Origin of the sequence: Streptomyces sp. NPDC015532, from assembly GCF_043078065.1 — a bacterium.
Lineage (GTDB): Bacteria > Actinomycetota > Actinomycetes > Streptomycetales > Streptomycetaceae > Streptomyces.
The window spans coordinates 149,241-163,879 of the sequence record NZ_JBIBSY010000017.1 but is presented as its reverse complement, the minus strand read 5'-3'; the positions used below and the strand labels follow the sequence as shown (position 1 = coordinate 163,879).

13 protein-coding genes are annotated in these 14,639 nt (G+C 72.7%); 3 read left to right on the top strand and 10 right to left on the bottom strand.

The features are described 5' to 3' along the window. Window positions 1–139: 139 nt before the first annotated feature. Both ACF07B_RS36300 and ACF07B_RS36295 read right to left on the bottom strand, forming a co-directional pair. Window positions 140–583, bottom strand: coding sequence for a nitroreductase family deazaflavin-dependent oxidoreductase (locus tag ACF07B_RS36300; RefSeq protein WP_392182039.1), 444 nt, complete (start codon window positions 581–583; stop codon window positions 140–142). Window positions 584–742: 159 nt separating this feature from the next. Next, window positions 743–1,375 (bottom strand): LysE family transporter, encoded by a 633-nt coding sequence (locus ACF07B_RS36295; protein ID WP_392182038.1) that lies wholly within the window; start codon window positions 1,373–1,375, stop codon window positions 743–745. Between the two features lie 401 nt (window positions 1,376–1,776). Here ACF07B_RS36295 and ACF07B_RS36290 point away from each other — a divergent pair, with 401 nt between their 5' ends. Further along, window positions 1,777–2,310: a flavoprotein gene (locus ACF07B_RS36290; protein ID WP_392182037.1), complete on the top strand. Its 534-nt coding sequence runs from the start codon at window positions 1,777–1,779 to the stop codon at window positions 2,308–2,310. A 70-nt stretch (window positions 2,311–2,380) separates the two neighbouring features. Here ACF07B_RS36290 and ACF07B_RS36285 read toward each other — a convergent pair whose 3' ends face one another. Further along, window positions 2,381–2,869, bottom strand: a complete 489-nt coding sequence (locus ACF07B_RS36285; RefSeq protein WP_392182036.1) for a hypothetical protein — start codon at window positions 2,867–2,869, stop codon at window positions 2,381–2,383. A gap of 215 nt (window positions 2,870–3,084) precedes the next feature. Between ACF07B_RS36285 and ACF07B_RS36280 the strand changes: the two genes are divergently transcribed. Continuing rightward, window positions 3,085–3,699, top strand: coding sequence for a hypothetical protein (locus tag ACF07B_RS36280; RefSeq protein ID WP_392182035.1), 615 nt, complete (start codon window positions 3,085–3,087; stop codon window positions 3,697–3,699). Here ACF07B_RS36280 and ACF07B_RS36275 read toward each other — a convergent pair. The 4 genes from ACF07B_RS36275 to ACF07B_RS36260 form a co-directional block, all read right to left on the bottom strand. After that, window positions 3,677–5,497, bottom strand: a complete 1,821-nt coding sequence (locus ACF07B_RS36275) for an ArnT family glycosyltransferase (protein ID WP_392182034.1) — start codon at window positions 5,495–5,497, stop codon at window positions 3,677–3,679. The genes ACF07B_RS36280 and ACF07B_RS36275 overlap by 23 nt on opposite strands. A gap of 203 nt (window positions 5,498–5,700) precedes the next feature. Beyond that, the gene (locus ACF07B_RS36270; RefSeq protein ID WP_392182033.1) at window positions 5,701–6,369 is read right to left on the bottom strand and encodes an HdeD family acid-resistance protein; all 669 of its coding nucleotides are present in this window, start codon (window positions 6,367–6,369) and stop codon (window positions 5,701–5,703) included. Between the two features lie 126 nt (window positions 6,370–6,495). Then, a complete protein-coding gene (locus ACF07B_RS36265; protein WP_369484629.1) occupies window positions 6,496–6,693 on the bottom strand; it encodes a hypothetical protein in 198 nt (65 codons plus the stop codon). A 257-nt stretch (window positions 6,694–6,950) separates the two neighbouring features. Then, window positions 6,951–8,576, bottom strand: a complete 1,626-nt coding sequence (locus ACF07B_RS36260) for an MFS transporter (RefSeq protein WP_392182032.1) — start codon at window positions 8,574–8,576, stop codon at window positions 6,951–6,953. Between the two features lie 313 nt (window positions 8,577–8,889). On the opposite strand from ACF07B_RS36260, the gene ACF07B_RS36255 reads away from it, so the two are divergent. Next, window positions 8,890–11,553, top strand: coding sequence for a LuxR C-terminal-related transcriptional regulator (locus tag ACF07B_RS36255; RefSeq protein ID WP_392182031.1), 2,664 nt, complete (start codon window positions 8,890–8,892; stop codon window positions 11,551–11,553). Window positions 11,554–11,635: 82 nt separating this feature from the next. On the opposite strand, the gene ACF07B_RS36250 is transcribed toward ACF07B_RS36255, so the two are convergent. The 3 genes from ACF07B_RS36250 to ACF07B_RS36240 form a co-directional block, all read right to left on the bottom strand. Continuing rightward, on the bottom strand, window positions 11,636–12,055 hold the full coding sequence (locus tag ACF07B_RS36250) for a hypothetical protein (protein ID WP_392182030.1): 420 nt from the start codon (window positions 12,053–12,055) through the stop codon (window positions 11,636–11,638). Window positions 12,056–12,198: 143 nt separating this feature from the next. Then, the gene (locus ACF07B_RS36245) at window positions 12,199–13,518 is read right to left on the bottom strand and encodes an alpha-glucosidase/alpha-galactosidase (RefSeq protein WP_392182029.1); all 1,320 of its coding nucleotides are present in this window, start codon (window positions 13,516–13,518) and stop codon (window positions 12,199–12,201) included. A 116-nt stretch (window positions 13,519–13,634) separates the two neighbouring features. Then, on the bottom strand, window positions 13,635–14,639 hold the full coding sequence (locus ACF07B_RS36240) for a carbohydrate kinase family protein (RefSeq protein WP_392182028.1): 1,005 nt from the start codon (window positions 14,637–14,639) through the stop codon (window positions 13,635–13,637).

Genomic DNA, 14,639 nt, shown 5'->3' with positions numbered 1-14,639 from the left:
GTTCGGGTGCCCGACGTCCTTCGGTTCATGCGCGCCGGCACCGCGGAAATCCTGGTGCTCCGTCGCGGGTCCCCGCGGAGCGCCGGACAGGGGCCCGCCGGCGGGCCGGCCGGTACGGGCTCCCGGCGGGGTGCCGGAGTCAGGCGACCGGCTCCAGCACGAACATGGGGATCACCCGGTCGGTCTTCTTTTGGTAGTCGGCGTACGGGGGATACGCGGCGACCGCGCGCTCCCACCACTGGTCCTTCTCCTCGCCGGTGATCTCCCGGGCCCTGAACTCCTTGCGCTCGGGCCCGTCCTGGAGCTCGACGCGGGGGTCGGAGGTGACGTTGTGGTACCAGACCGGGTGCTTGGGAGCGCCGCCGAGCGAGGCGACCACGGCGTACCGTCCATCGTGCTCGACGCGCATCAGCGGGGTCTTGCGGATCTTGCCGCTCTTGGCACCGCGTGTCGTGAGGATGATGACGGGCATGCCGGTGTCCATCAGGGTCGTTCCCTTGGTCCCACCGGAACTCTCGTACAACTCCACCTGGTCCCGGACCCACTGCGTGGGGCTGGGCTCGTACTCGCCCTCAAGTGGCATGACTTCCGTCCCATCGTCGCGTCGGACTGGTCGTGTCTCGGCACGATTCAACACCAGTACGGACGCGAATCTTCCGCACCGCGGCCCGCGTGGCTCGCCGTGCCGGGCCGATCCCCCGGTGGGGTGTACGGGGCGCACACCGGCCGGGGGCCCGGACCCTCATGACGGTGCCACCAGGACGCGTACGGCGAGCAGCGCGATCACACAGCTCGACGCGAGTCCCGTCACCAGTCGTCCCCGGTGGCCCGTCAGTGTCCGGCCGAGCAGGGCGCCGCCCCCGGCGATCAGGAGCTGCCAGCTCGCGGACGCGGCGAACGCGGCGAGCACGAACACGCCCTGCTCCAGCGGACGTACCGCCTCGGCCGGCCGGCTGCCGAGCACCAGGGCGGCGAAGTAGACGACGGTGGTGGGGTTGAGCAGGGTGATCCCCAGCAGGGACAGGTAGGCGCGGGCGGGGTGCGGGGGATCCTGCCCGGTCCGCTCGGCGAGCCGGCGCTCGCGGTACCGGCGGACCGAGCCGATCGCGCCATGGACGGCCAGCGCGGCGAGGACCACCGCGGAGGCGCGGCTGAGCGGGAGCATCACCGGCTGGAGGGCGGCGGCGAGCGCCGTACCCCCGAGTGCGGCGACGAGGGCGTAGAGCCCGTCGGCCGTCGCGACGCCCAGCGCGGCCGAGGCGCCGATCCGCAGGGACGTACGAGCGGTGAGGGAGACGAGGTAGGTCGCGACCGCTCCGACGGGCATGGCGATGCCGTAGCCCGCGAGAAGCCCCGCGACGAGTGCGGCGGTCACGACCGGGGAAGCTCGGGCCTCCGCGGTCGGCCGGGCTGCTGCTGGACCCGCACCGGACGGACGGTGGCGGAGGTCGGCGGCAGGAAGGCTTCGTTCGTGGACATGGGCAGATGTTCGGGCCGCCGGACGGGACGGCGCAACCGGTTTTCGGAAGGGACGTGCGGGGCCGGGGTCTCCGCCCGACGACGTGCCGATCGAGGAGGGGGAGCGCCGGATCCCCGGCCCGCCCGGAGTCCGGACCGAGGAGTGGGAGCGGCGGACCCTCGGCCCGCCCGCAGTCCGGACGCGGACGGACGTCTCCGCTCCGGCAGGGGGATTTCCCCGGCCGGGGAGGCACTGTCCGCTCCGCCCGGGCGACGCCCCCCGCCGCCGACGGTCCCGATCTTCACTAGGGTGCGAACGTGAGCGAACCCAGCGAGAAACCCTTCCTCTACGTGGTCGTGTGCGCGGCGGGCGTCGCCGAGGGCGTCGGTACGTTGATCACCGCGGCGCGGGAGCGGGGCTGGGAGGTCGGTGTCATCGCCACGCCCCAGGGCCTCGGCTTCCTCGACGCGGCGGCCGTCGAGGAACGGACCGGCCGCCCGATCCGCTCCGCCTGGCGGGCCCCGGGCGACCCGCGCCCCTTCCCCGCCCCGGACGCGGTGGCCCTCGCGCCGGCCACCTTCAACACCGTCAACAAGTGGGCGGCCGGCATATCCGACACCCTCGCCCTCGGAACCCTGTGCGAGGCCTACGGACTTGGCGTCCCGATCGCCGTACTGCCCTGTGTGAACGAGGCGTTGGCGGCACACCCCGCCTACCGGGCCAGCGTCGAGCGTCTGCGCGGAATGGGCGTCCGCTTCGGCGACCCGTACACCGGCGAGGGCCAACAGGACGGCGGGCGAGGGGATTTCCCCTGGGAACGGGTGCTGGACCTGCTGACGCCCGGGGCGTGAGTCCGCTCCGGGCCCGCTCCGGTTCCGAGCCGTGGCCGACGGGAACCGGCGCCATCGCCGATCCGCCCCGTCAGGCGTTTCCCTCGCAGTCGGCGGTGATCCGAAGTTCGTGCACGGGCTCGCCCTCGATGACGAGACCCGGTCCGCCGGTGCGGGTGACGAAGACCGACCAGGTGCCCCGGGTGAGCCGGCTCTCGTCGGTGCCCCCTGCCTGGACCTGCTTCCAGCCACGCGCCCGCAACGCCGTGGTCACGTTCTCACGGGAACGGGGAGCGCTCTTCGTCGGCACGAAGTCGTCGAGAGAGATCATGCAGAGTTCGCCTGACGGAGTCTCCTCGCCCTGGCCTGCCATGCCGCCGGGCACTTTCGCCTCCGTCACCGCTTGCAGCAGTTCCGTACGCGTCGCCTCGTACTCCGTGCGACGCTGCCCCGCCGAGGGGTCGGCGCTCGCCGTCGGCCGGGTGGGGGCAGGCTGGGATGTCCGGGAGGTTCCGGCGCAGCCCGCGAGCAGTCCGATCAGCGGCAGAACACAGGCGAGGCGGGGTAGGGCATGACGCATGCCCGAGATCATAGGCGCTGGTCAGCGGGCTGGTCCGCGCGGACCCCGCAGCCCGCTCGGTTCGGTGTGCTCCGCGCTGTGCACGGACTCTGTCGACCCCAGGCGGTGTGTAGCCCGGTGAAGGAGTTGAACATGTTCAAATCTGCTGGCAGGATGGCGGCGCGTGATCGACGCCCGGTCGGACCGCTGTCGTTCGTGGTGCCTCGGAGGCCCGGATGGTGAAGACCTACCCGCCCGCCCCGGTACGGCGCGTCGTGGCCCTCCTCGCCGGGCTGCTCGTCCTCGTGGGATGCAGTCCGCGCATGTACGACGAGGTGCCCGCGGTGCGTGACGCGAAGCGGGCGGAGATCGTGGATTCGTGGCGCTCCGCCGACAGCACGGAGGTCACTCTCCGCGCCGACGGAACGGCCGTCATCCGCCTCCTGGACGGGCAGGAGTTCGACTTCGACGACAGCTGGCGGGTGTCGGGGACGGGGCGGTGGAAGCTGACGGACGAGCGCACCGGGTGGAACGACGGTCAGCATGTCCGGCTGACGCTCACCTCGCGTACGGCGTCGGCCACGCGCACTCCCGGTCCCGGTGAGCTCGAACCGTCGGCCGGGCCCGAGCCGGCACCGGAGACCTATACCTGGACCTTCGAGTTGCAGCGCAACGACAAGAAGCGGTTGCTGCTGTACTTCTTCTTCGGCGACCCCGACTCCCGCAGTGCCTACGTCCTGGAGCGGGCGCAGGCGAGCTCGACGGCCGTCGGTCATCCCGCGGCGGGGGTGCTCCGGCCGCTGTCCCGGCCCGGTGAACGGCAGCCGGTCACGGCCTCCGGAACACGGTGATCGAGTGGCCGATCTCCTCGACTCGTCTGCTGGGGGCCAGCAGCGCCTTCAGACGGGCGTCGGCCTTGTCGATCGCGGTGTCGGAGACGACGAGCAGTCCGTGCACCCGGGCGGCGGGCACCGTGCGGGGGTCGGTCGCGTCGATGCCGTAGGCGGACGGCACCCCGGCGCCCTTGTAGACGAGCCACACCTTCTCGTGGGGGTGGTTCGCCTTCAGCCGGTCGGCGAGGCGGCCGAGGTCCTGGCCCCAGTCGACGTTCGAGTCGTGCAGACGCAGATAGGTCTTCCCCGGGCCGCCGAACGCCTCGTTCGAGTACGGCAGGTAGTACGGGTACGTCAGCAGCGAACTGACGGCGACGAACAGCACCAGCGCCGCCGTCACCGTCCGCGGCCGGCCCGGCCCGGGCCGCCGCAGGATCCCCGCCCACTTCGGCCGCCGCTCCTCGGCTTCCGCCCACTTCGGCCGCCGCTCCTCGGCTTCCGCCCGTTCCGGCCGGCGCCCGCGCGGGACCACGGCGCAGCCCGCCGCGACCGCGAGGAACACCGGTACGAACAGGGCGTAGCGCACGCCGAGATCGCGGGAGCCGGTCATCGCCGAGGCCAGCAGCAGCGCCGGGGGGATCAGGAGGTAGGGGGCCGCGGGGCGCAGCCGGCGTACGGTCAGCAGCGCGAGCGAACCGGCCGCCCAGAGCGCCATCATGCCGAGCGGGGTCTTCACCAGCAGCGCGGCCGGCAGGTAGTACCAGAGAGACCCCTGGTAGAGCCGGCCGAAGAGGAAGCCCTGCCAGGTCGCGTTCTCGAAGCCGAACTGGACCCGCATTCCGTCCCGGTAGGGCCGCGGCACGGGCAGGTGGCCGACGAGCAGCGCTCGCAGTCCGTGCACGGACGGGAGATCCGCGGGCGCCGTCCAGCGCAGCCGGGGATCGACGGCCAGATACGTCACCCACACCACGGCGACGGCCACCACGGCCATCCCGGCGGCGGCCGCGGCGGCGCGTCCGAGCAGCCGGGCCTTCGCCCGTGGGTCGCCGGCCGGTGCCGCGTCCCGGCCGCGGGCGCCCGCGTGCCACACGGACAGGACCGCGAGGAGCAGCACCAGCGGGACGGCCGGCAGCATGCTCATCTTGGTCGCCACCGTCGCGCCGAGCGCCACGGCCGAGAGCGGCAGGTACAGGAACGGCCGTCTCCTGGCCCGCCACACCAGCCACACCGAGGTCAGCAGGAAACCCGACGCCGGAACGTCGAGCGTGGCCAGCGAGCCGTGCGCGATCACGTCGGGCGAGAAGGCGTAGAGCGCGAGGGCCGCCAACGCGCCCGTCCGGCCGCCGAGTTCACGGGCGAACGCGAGGACGACCAGGCCGAACAGCAGCGTCAGGACGATCACCGGCAGCCGCGCCCACAGCATCACCCGCCAGGGATCGTTGCCGGACTCGTACAGCACATGCCGTCCGAGCTCGGTCTGGTCGCCCTGGAACGCGGGGTCGAGGTGCGGGTGCGCGAACAGCAGACCGGTTCCGATGATCAGCTTGCCCAGCGGCGGATGCTCGGGGTTGTACCGCAGGTCGTGCTGCTGGACGTAGACCGTCGCGGTGCCCACGTACACGGGCTCGTCGATCGTCGGGGTCTGCTCGACGGCCGTACTGACCATGGCGACGGCCATCTGGACCAGCAGCAGGGCCACCGCGACGACGAACACGGCCCGTTCATGACGCCGCAGCCGCCCGAGGAGCGTGCGCGGCGCCGGCGCGCCGTTCACCGGCACGCGCCCGTCGTGCCTGCTGGCCAGAGATGTCGGCATGCCCTTTGATACGTCCGCTCCGTACGAGCCTGCTCATCGGGCGGCCCACGAATTCGGGTACGCGTCGAGGCGCCGGCCGGGTGATCCGGCCGGCGCCCGCAGGGGAGTCACGAGTATGCCCGGCCCTCCGCACAACTCAAGGGGTCGCGGGCGGCGGTGTGCCCGAACGACGGACCCTGGGCCTCGTCCGTTCCGGCCTCTCCTCAGTACGGGGAGGCCGGGTCACGCGGCCCGGCGGAGACCGCCCGGCGCAGCGCGGCCCGCCAGGCGAACGCCACGGCCAGTTCGACCAGACCGATCAGCACCATCCACAGACCGAGCAGCCGGGTCAGGGCGCGGGCCGACTCCGTCGGCAGGGCCAGGACCACGATGCCGGCGATGATGCCGATCGCCGCCGCGCACAGGACGAAGCCACGGTGTGGCAGATCCCTGGCCGCGAGGGCGGTGTACGCGGTCAGCACGCCGGACACGAGCCAGACGATGCCGAGGATCAGGGAGAGCGCGGCGATGGTCTGCAGCGGGTTCCGCAGACACAGGACGCCGGCCAGGACGTAGAGCACCGAGACCAGCAGCGTGGCGAACCGGTTGCCCTGTTCCTGGTGGCCGAAGACGGACACGAACCGGAACAGGCCGATCACCAGCAGGTAGAGGCCCAGGAGAACCGCGAGGACGTGCAGGGTCTCGTCCGGCCAGACCAGGATCAGGACGCCGGGGATCAGCGTCGCCACGGCCGAGCCGAGGAGCCAGGTCCAGGAGGCGCCTACGCGGTCCAGCATCACCGCGGGGTCGGCCGGGGGCGCGTAGGTCTGGCCCCCGGGCCCGGGCCCGGGTTCGGGTCCGGTGTGCGGTGCCGAACCATGCGATTCCGTCATGGTTCCTCCTCACGCGGTCGAGCGGACCGGTTCCGGGCCGCCGACGGGACGGTGGGTGGATTCCCGGCATCCACGCTCCCGTGCGCCGGGTTCCGGCGGCTCACCCCCGGCGGGTGATCCTCGCGGTCACCCGGGCAGTTGGCGCATCTCCACGACGCGCAGGCCGAGCGACCGGCAGCGGGCCAGCAGGCCGTACAGGTGTGCCTCGTCGACGACCGGGCCGAACAGGATGGTCTGGCCCGAGATCAGCACGTGGTCCATCTCCGGGAACGCCGCGGAAAGCGTCTCCGACAGATGTCCCTCGACACGGATCTCGTACTGCATACGGGGCTCTCCCCGGCGGGCGGCCTGGGGTGGACGGACGGCACCCTTCCCCACGATCATCCGGCACCACGCCCCGCCCGCCCTCACCCGCAGCAGGTGAACCTGGGGCACCGAGGAGCCGCATCGCGCACGCTCACGCGGGTTCGAGCCGCGCGCGCCCGCGCCGCTTCGCGCGTCGCGGTTCACGCCCTTTCGTGCGGCCCGGGCTCACACCGGTCCGAGTCCCGCGCCTTCACGCGGGTTCGGCCCTCGGGTCCTCACGCCGGTTCGGCGGGGGCGGCCGGGCTGCCCGTGCCGGGTTGCTTCCCGCGGCCGGTCCGTCCGGTCGGCAGGTGCGTCGTGACCAGGAAACTCGCGAGCGTGATGCCACCGGCCGCCAGGATCGCCGCCTTCAGCCCGTTGAGCTGCGCCGTCGCGTACGAGTCCGTGACGGCGTCGACCTCGGCCGGCGGCAGCCCGGCCTGTTCGGCCGCCGAACGCACCTGGTCGGTGGGGACGAAGCTGATGCCGGCCTCCAGCGCGACGCTCGTCTGACTGCGTGCCTCCTCCGACACCGCCGGGTTCTTCGCCACCTGGGTGGTGAAGGCCTGCGCCAGGGCGCCGACGAGGATCGATCCGATCAGCGCGGTACCGAGCGCGGAGCCCAGATTCTGGGCGGTGAACTGGAGCCCGCCGACCTCGCTGCGCTCCTCCTCGTCGGCGCTGGACTGCACGACGTTGCCGAGCTGTGAGGCGAGCAGGCCCATGCCGACGCCCAGCAGGGCCATGGCGCCGGCGAACTGGGCGTCGTCGATGTCCGGTTCGATGGTGGCCAGCAGCCACGTGATGGCTCCGAGCAGGGTCAGCAGGGCCAGTCGCACCACACGGCGCGGCCCCATCACCCGCCCCAGCCTGGAGGCCAGTACGGACGCCAGCAGCATCGTGACGGACACCGGGAGCAGCCGCAGTCCGGTCTGGAACGCGTCGAACCCCTGCACCACCTGGAGGTACAGCGGGATGGCGAAGAACAGCCCCAGCAGGATGAGGTTCTGGCTGACCAGCGTCAGCAGACCGGAGCGCAGGGGCAGCCGGTGCAGCAGGGACAGATGGATCAGCGGGTCGGTGCCGTGCGCCTCCCTGCGGCGCTCCCACTTGGCGAAGACGGCCAGGACGAGTACCCCGGCGGCGACGACGAACAGGGTCGGGGCGAAGCCGAGGACGGTGAAGGGCGGGTTGCGGGGCTGCACCCACCCCCAGGTGCCGCTCTGGAGGACGCCCAGCACGCCCAGTCCCAGTCCGGCCGCCGACAGGAAGGCGCCCACGCCGTCCAGCCGGGGGCGGGGCCCGGTCCGGGGTCTGTCGGGGATCGCCCGGCGGAAGCAGAGCATCGCGACGACGACCACGACCTCGCCCGCGAAGACCAGACGCCAGGTGAGGTACGTCGTCACCCAGCCGCCCAGCAGCGGTCCGACCGCGATGCCCGCACCGGCGAGCCCGCCGATGACACCGTAGGCGACGGCCCGGTCCTTTCCGGTGTAGGACTCCGCCACGAGGGCCGCCATGGCCGGCAGCACCAGAGCGGCTCCGAGCCCCTCGATGACCGACCAGCCGAGCGCGAGCATCCACAGGGTGGGAGCCACCGCGGTCAGGGCCGAGCCCACGCCGTAGACGACGAGTCCGACGAGGAAGAGCCGGCGGCGGCCGAGGATGTCGCCGAGCCGCCCGCCGGTGGCCATGAACGCGGCCATGACCAGCGCGTAGAGCGTGATGACGGCCTGGATGGCGGTGACGTCGGTGTCGAAGTCCTCCACGAGCTGGCTGATGGACACGTTCATGACGGAGGTGTCCAGGACCATCAGGAACTGGGCCGTCCCGAGCACGGCAAGAGCGCGCCAGTGTTTCACCGGTGACCACCTCATCGATTCGGCCCGCGACGCCGCCGCCCGGACAGGGGCGTCCGGCCCGGCCGCACATCCACGGCACCTCCATGGCACCCGCAGCTCCGCCTTCGCGCCATCCGGGGAATCCGATCCCATGGCACGCGGGACGGGGGACCCGCACCTCACCCGCGGCGGGGGACCGGAGCCTGCCTTGCGACATTCGGGACAGCGGGTGACGATCAGTGTGCGGGGGTTACACCGGGGAGGGAGCCGTGGACCCGGACCACATCGGATCGGACGCGTCGCCGCTGCCGAGACATCGCGGAGGCAGGACACCATGGCCGGGCTGCTGACCCCGGGCGGTGACCCTCTGCTCGCCGTCCGGTTCACCGTCCCCGACCTGACGGAGACCTTCGTCCGCAGGCCGCGGCTGGTCGGACGCCTCGCCGAGGGTGTGCGAGGCCCCCTCACCCTGGTCAACGGACCCGCGGGCGCGGGCAAGACGCTCCTGGTCGCCCACTGGATCTCCACGATGGACCGTCCGGACGACGTGGCCTGGCTGACCGTGGAGCCCGAGGACACCGGCCCCGGCATCTTCTGGACGTACGTCCTGGAATCCCTGCGGCGGCACGGAGCGGAGGTTCCGGACGACATCGGCAGCCCGTCGAGCCCCGGCGACGTGGACCACTCCCTGCTGACCCGGCTGGCGGCCTGGCTGAGCGAACGCGCCGATCCCGTGATCCTGGTGCTCGACGAGTTCGACCGGGTGGGTGCCTCGGCCGAGGTCGCCGACGAGCTCCAGTTCGTCCTGCGCCACGCGGGCGGTGGCCTGCGCCTGGTCGTCGTCAGCCGTACGGAGCCGCAGCTTCCGCTGCACCGCTACCGCGCCGCCGGCGAGGTCGCCGAGGTCAGGGGCGCCGACCTCGCCTTCGTCCCGGGAGAGACGGCCGCGCTGCTGAACCGTCACGACATCCGGCTGTCGGACGAAGGCGCGCGCTCGCTGACGGAGTGGACCGGAGGCTGGGCGGCCGGACTGCGCCTGTGCATCCTCGCGGCCCAGCACGTCGACGACCCGGACACGTTCATCAAGAACTTCGAGGCGGGCCAGAGCACGCTCGCGGACTTCCTGCTGGCCGAGGTCCTCGAAGCGCAGACGCAGGAGACACAGGACCTGCTCCTGCGTTCGAGCATCCTCGATCAGATCCACCCGGACCTCGCCAACGCCCTGACGGGCCGGGACGACGCGGATCCCATCCTGGCCGGGCTCCAGCACGCCAACGCCTTCGTCGAGGCCATCGGCCACTCGTGGTACCGGCTGCACCCCTTGTTCGCGGAGATCCTGCGCGTCCATCTGCGGGTCAGACTTCCGGGCACGGAGCCGGAGCTGCACCGCCGGGCCGCCCGCTGGCTGAGCGAGTCGGGTCTGCTGGCGGAGGCCCTGCCGCACGCGGCGGGGGCGGGTGAATGGGAGCTCGCGGCCGACCGCTTCGTCGACGAGCTGGCCATCGGCGAACTGCTGACGGGACTCGACGCCGAGCGCCTCGACGGGCTGTTCGCCGCCATGCCCCCGGACGCGGCCGGCCCGGCCGCGTGTCTGGTGCGCGCGGCCCGCGAACTCGTCCGCCACGACGTCGACCGGGGCCTCGACTACCTGCGCCGGGCAGGGGAGAACCTGACCGGCGACGACGCCGGCACCGCGGCCCTGCGGCTGAGCCACGCGCTGCTGCGGGTGTTCGCGGCCCGGCTGACCGGCTCGGCCGAGGGGGCGCAGGCGGCGGCCGAGGACATGACAGCGGCGGAGCAGTCCGTTCCGGCCGAGCGGCTGGAACGGCACCCGGAACTGCCCGCCCTGATGCTCACCGACCTGGGTTCGGCGCAGCTCTGGGCGGGGCGGCTCGACGCGGCCCGGCTCTCACTGTCCGCCGCCGTCCAGGTCGACGACGGGCCGTCCACCGCGTATCCCCGGCACGAATCCCTCAGCAGGCTCGCCCTGATCGACCTCCTGTGCGGCCGGCCGGGCCGCGCGGAGTCGCACGCGCGGGCGGCGGTCGCCGAGGCGGAGCGCTCCGGCCTGCCGCCCGCCGACCGGACGGGCGTCGCCCAGCTCGTGCTGGCGGCGGTCGCCGTGGAGCGGGACGATCTGGCGGCGGCGCAGACCCATCTGGACCAGGCGACCGCCTCCGGTACGGCCTCGCACGATCCCGTCGCGACGGCGGGCCTGGCGCTGCTGCGCTCCCGGATACTGCTGGCCAAGGGGCATCCGAAGGAGGCGCTGCGCGTCCTGGAGGAGCTCAGGCGCCCGCCGGACGGGGTCGAGCCCTCGCCGTGGGTCAGTGACCGGGCCGCTCTGGACATGTCCACCGCGTACCTGGCGCTCGGCGAACCGCTCGCCGCGGCGGAGGTGCTCGTGGAGGAGCGGGCGACCGGGCCGGAGGCCACGGTGGCCGCCGCCCGTGCCCGGCTCGCCACCGGTGACCGCGAGGCGGCACGCGCCCTGCTCGACGCGCTCTCCGCCGAGGTGGACGACGGACCGGGCATCGCCGTCCGGGTGCTGCTCGCGCGGGCGCAGACCGCGGACGCGCTGGGCGACGACTCCACCGCCCAGCGGCTGATGGCACGGGCCCTGCGGACGGCCAGGCCGGAGCGCCTGAGACGGCCGTTCCTGGAGGCCGGCCCCTGGCTGCGGACCTTCGTGCGGCACCGGCCCGCGCTGGCCCAGGGGCATGAGTGGCTTCCGGAGACGGCCGGGGTACGGGGCACCGGGCCGGGCCCGCGGACGGGCGAGGAATCCGTGATCGAACCGGTGATCGAATCGCTCAGCGAGCGCGAACAGGAGGTGCTGGAACGGCTGGCGCAGATGATGTCGAGGGACGAGATCGCGGCCGATCTGCATCTGTCGGTCAACACGGTCAAGACCCATCTCAAGAGCGTCTACCGCAAGCTCGCCGCGACCCGCCGGGGCGAGGCCGTACGACGGGCCCGCGACCTGCACATCCTGTGAGCCGCGGGCCTGTCGTGCCGGGAGCCGGTCCGGCCCGGTCAGGCTTGCTCCGGTCCGGTCCGGTTCCGGCGTCGCCGTCGGGCTAGACGGTGTCCGTGTCCGGCCGTGCCACGCAGAGCGCCCAGATGACGAATCCGTACAGGGCGATCAGCGTCAGCGACCAGACGGGGTAGTACGGGATGTCGAGGAAGTTGGCGATGATCAGCAGTGCGGCGATGCCCACGCCGATCACCCGTGCCCAGGTGGCCGCCATGAACAGGCCGATGCTCACGACCACGGCGACCGCGCCGAGCGCCAGGTGGATCCAGCCCCAGCTCGTCAGGTCGAACTTGAAGACGTAGTTCTGGCTGGTGACGAAGACGTCGTCCTCGGCGATGGCCATGACGCCCCGCAGGATGTCCAGGACTCCGGAGACGAACAGCATCACCGAAGCGAAGATCATCAGGCCGCCGGCCGCCGTCAGCGCGGTCTTGGAGTGCGTGTGATGCTGGGTGGTTGCCATGGAGAGACCTCCGTTGCAGGGGCTGCGACCGCAGCCACTCACCACCGAGCCTGCGGCACCGGGGCCGCACCGGCCTCACCCCCTAGGGGTGACGATGCGCTTCAGGGGCGGCGACGAGCGGGGTGAACGGGCGTCCGCCCCGCTCAGTGGCCCAGCAGCGCCCTCAGCCCGGGCTGGAGCAGATCTCCATGAGCCCGTACGAGGTCGTCGCACAGGTCCCAGATGCGCTCTACGGGGAGAGCGGCGGCCGTCGCGGGGTCGGCCATCGCGGCGTGCCGGATGTGCCGCGGCTCGTCATCGGTGGCGGCGCGGACCACCAGGTCGGTGACGGAGACGTACGCGCTGTTCAGCGCGGCGCACTGCGGGGGCAGCGCCCCGACCCGGGTCGGCCGCACCCCCAACGCGTCCGTCAGGCAGGGGACTTCGACCACGCAGTCCGCCGGGAGGTTGTCGATCAGACCGCGGTTGGGCACATTGCCGTAGATCGTGCGGGGGGTGCCGGTGAGCGTGCTGTGGATGATCTGCGGGGCGTACTCCAGGGTGCCCTCGACGGGGAGGGGCACCCCGCGGTCCAGGGCGTCGCGGGTGCGCCGGTAGCTCGCGGCGTTCTCCTCGATGATGTCCAGATAGGCGCCCACCGGCAGCCTGAGCCGCTCGATCTCGCTGTCGTGGTGGAGGTACCACGGCACGTACTCCGAGGAGTGCTCGCTCGTCTCGGTGGGGTAGTGGCCGAGGCGGCGGTACATGTCCACGCGGACCCGGCGCAGCAGCCCGGGGTCCTTGGCGATGGCCTCGTCCAGGAGCGGGTGGAGGTCCTGGCCCGCGCGCTCGAAACGCAGCACCCACGCCTGGTGGTTGACCCCGGCGGCCAGATGGGTCACCTCCTCGAAGGGAACCCCGACGAGCTGGGCGAGGTCGTGCATCGTCCAGTGCACCGAGTGGCACAGGCCGGTGACGCGCAGCTTCGGCGCGATCCGGCTCAGGTAGAGGACGTTCATCGCCATGGGATTGGTGTAGTTCAACAGCATTGCGTCCGGGCAGAGTTCGGCCATGTCGGAGGCGAGCCCGCGGAGCACGGGGAACGTGCGCAGGGCCCGGAAGATGCCTCCGATGCCGAGGGTGTCGCCGATGGTCTGGCGCAGTCCGTAGCGGGCGGGCACGGTGAAGTCGGTGCGGGTCGCGCGGTCCATGCCGACCTGGACGATGTTGATGACGAAGTCGGCGTCCTCCAGGGCCGCCCGGCGGTCGGGATGCGCGGTGATGGCGGGCTCGGCGCCGCGTACGCCGGCGATGTACCGGGCGGCGCCCTCGGCGGTGTCGAGCCGCTCCGGGTCGATGTCGTGCAACGCGATGCGCGCGTGGGCGAGTTCGGGGAACCGGAAGAGGTCGGCCAGCAGTCCCTGGGTGAACACCACGCTCCCGGCTCCGATGAAGGCGATCTTCGGGGCGGTGACGTCGTTCATGAACGGCTCCTGGTCTCGCGGATGCGGGTGCGGGGGTGCGGGGGTGTGGGGGTGTGGGAGTGCGGGGGGCTTCGCGGGGACGGCCGGGTGCCCGGCGGTTTCGGGGGCGCTCGCGCTCAGCGGCCCGTTCGGGACGGCGGGGGGTCCGGCAGAGCTGGGAAGTCCGGGAGGTGCGGCAGGTCCGGGAGGTGCGCGCGGGCCGCGGCGAGGGCCTCGTCCCAGGTGGGCTGTGCCGCCGTGCCGCCGTGTGCTCGTGTCGAGAGCGAACCGCAGGCCGCGGCCACCGTGAGCGCGGAGCGCAGGCCGAGGCCGCGCAGGGTCGCGGCGATGAACCCGGCGTCGAAGCTGTCGCCCGCGCCGACGGTGTCCACGGGGTCGACGGCCACGGCCGGTGCGTGGGTGAGCCGCGTCCCGGTGTGGGCGAGGGCGCCGTTCGCGCCGTCCTTGACCACGACCGTCGGCCCCCGGCCGGCCAGGGCGGCGGCAGCGGCGACCGGTTCGGCTTCCCCGGACAGCGCCGACGCCTCGGCCGCGTTGGGCAGCAGGAAATCGGTGAACTTCCATACTGGGTCGAGGAGTTGACGGTCCCAGAGTCCGGCAGGGTCGTCATTGGTGTCGAGCGACGTCGTCGTGCCCGTCTCCCGTGCCAGGCCGAACACCGAGGCCAGGGAACGGGCCAGACGGGGCATCAGGAAGAACGAGGCCACGTGCACATGCCGGGAGGCCGCCATCAGGTCCCGCGGCACGTCCTCGGGACCGGTCCGGGTGAGACAGCCCGGCGCCGTCAGGATGGCCCGGTCCCCGTCCCCGGCCATGACGACGGCCGTGAGCGGTGTGGGCCGGACCGGGTCGGTGACCAGGAAGCCCACGTCGACACCGCGCCCGGCGAGCGCCTCGCGCACGAAGGCGCCCGCGGGATCGTCACCCACCCGGCCCGCGAACGCGACGCGCAGCCCGAGCCGCGCGGCCCCGCACGCCATGATCGCCGCGGAGCCGCCGAGCACCAACCCGGCGTGCTCGACGAGCTGTTCGCGCTGCCCGAACACCAGGGGGCCGCGCAACGGGCCGAGGACGACATCCGGATTGGCGTCGCCGACGACCAGCAGATCGAAGGAAGTCAT